Origin of the sequence: Weissella cibaria KACC 11862, assembly GCF_000193635.1 — a bacterium.
GTDB lineage: Bacteria > Bacillota > Bacilli > Lactobacillales > Lactobacillaceae > Weissella > Weissella cibaria.
Genome location: NZ_AEKT01000037.1, coordinates 1 through 1,741, shown reverse-complemented (window position 1 = coordinate 1,741; position 1,741 = coordinate 1). Strand labels below are relative to the sequence as shown.

Below are 1,741 nucleotides of genomic sequence, written 5' to 3'. Positions count from 1 at the left end.
GAGTGTAAATCACTCAAAACTGAATATCGTTTCAATGAATGTGTAGGTTTCCGATTTTCCTTAGAAAGGAGGTGATCCAGCCGCAGGTTCTCCTACGGCTACCTTGTTACGACTTCACCCTAATCATCTGTCCCACCTTAGACGGCTGGCTCCCGAAGGTTACCCCACCGGCTTTGGGTGTTACAAACTCTCATGGTGTGACGGGCGGTGTGTACAAGACCCGGGAACGTATTCACCGCGGCGTGCTGATCCGCGATTACTAGCGATTCCGACTTCATGTAGGCGAGTTGCAGCCTACAATCCGAACTGAGACGTACTTTAAGAGATTAGCTCACCCTCGCGGGTTGGCAACTCGTTGTATACGCCATTGTAGCACGTGTGTAGCCCAGGTCATAAGGGGCATGATGATTTGACGTCATCCCCACCTTCCTCCGGTTTGTCACCGGCAGTCTCACTAGAGTGCCCAACTAAATGCTGGCAACTAGTAATAAGGGTTGCGCTCGTTGCGGGACTTAACCCAACATCTCACGACACGAGCTGACGACAACCATGCACCACCTGTCACCTTGTCCCCGAAGGGAACGCTCCATCTCTGGAGTTGTCAAGGGATGTCAAGACCTGGTAAGGTTCTTCGCGTTGCTTCGAATTAAACCACATGCTCCACCGCTTGTGCGGGTCCCCGTCAATTCCTTTGAGTTTCAACCTTGCGGTCGTACTCCCCAGGCGGAGTGCTTAATGCGTTAGCTGCGGCACTTAAGGGCGGAAACCCTCAAACACCTAGCACTCATCGTTTACGGTGTGGACTACCAGGGTATCTAATCCTGTTTGCTACCCACACTTTCGAGCCTCAACGTCAGTTACAGTCCAGAAAGCCGCCTTCGCCACTGGTGTTCTTCCATATATCTACGCATTTCACCGCTACACATGGAGTTCCACTTTCCTCTACTGCACTCAAGTCATCCAGTTTCCAAAGCAATTCCTCAGTTGAGCTGAGGGCTTTCACTTCAGACTTAAATAACCGTCTGCGCTCGCTTTACGCCCAATAAATCCGGATAACGCTTGGAACATACGTATTACCGCGGCTGCTGGCACGTATTTAGCCGTTCCTTTCTGGTAAGATACCGTCACACATTGAACAGTTACTCTCAATGTCATTCTTCTCTTACAACAGTGTTTTACGAGCCGAAACCCTTCATCACACACGCGGCGTTGCTCCATCAGGCTTTCGCCCATTGTGGAAGATTCCCTACTGCTGCCTCCCGTAGGAGTATGGGCCGTGTCTCAGTCCCATTGTGGCCGATCAGTCTCTCAACTCGGCTATGCATCATCGTCTTGGTGAGCCATTACCTCACCAACTAACTAATGCACCGCGGGACCATCTCTTAGTGATAGCAGAACCATCTTTTAAGTAGCAACCATGCGGTTGCTATTGTTATACGGTATTAGCATCTGTTTCCAAATGTTATCCCCTGCTAAGAGGTAGGTTTCCCACGTGTTACTCACCCGTTCGCCACTCTTTGCAATGTCCATCGTCATATCTGAGCAAGCTCTTCAAATCAGTTGAACCACAAAGCGTTCGACTTGCATGTATTAGGCACGCCGCCAGCGTTCATCCTGAGCCAGGATCAAACTCTCAATTTGAAGTTTGAGTATAACTCAATTTTTGTTGTTTAACAGAAGTTAAACGAATTTACTAGCGAATTGACTTCGCAAATGTTTTTGCATCAAGAACTAGCTTGAT

The 1,741-nt window shown here is 49.1% G+C and carries 1 rRNA gene; it reads right to left on the bottom strand.

The features are described from left to right. Nucleotides 1–64: 64 nt before the first annotated feature. Nucleotides 65–1,641 (bottom strand): 16S ribosomal RNA (locus ESE_RS0108510). Nucleotides 1,642–1,741 lie beyond the last annotated feature (100 nt).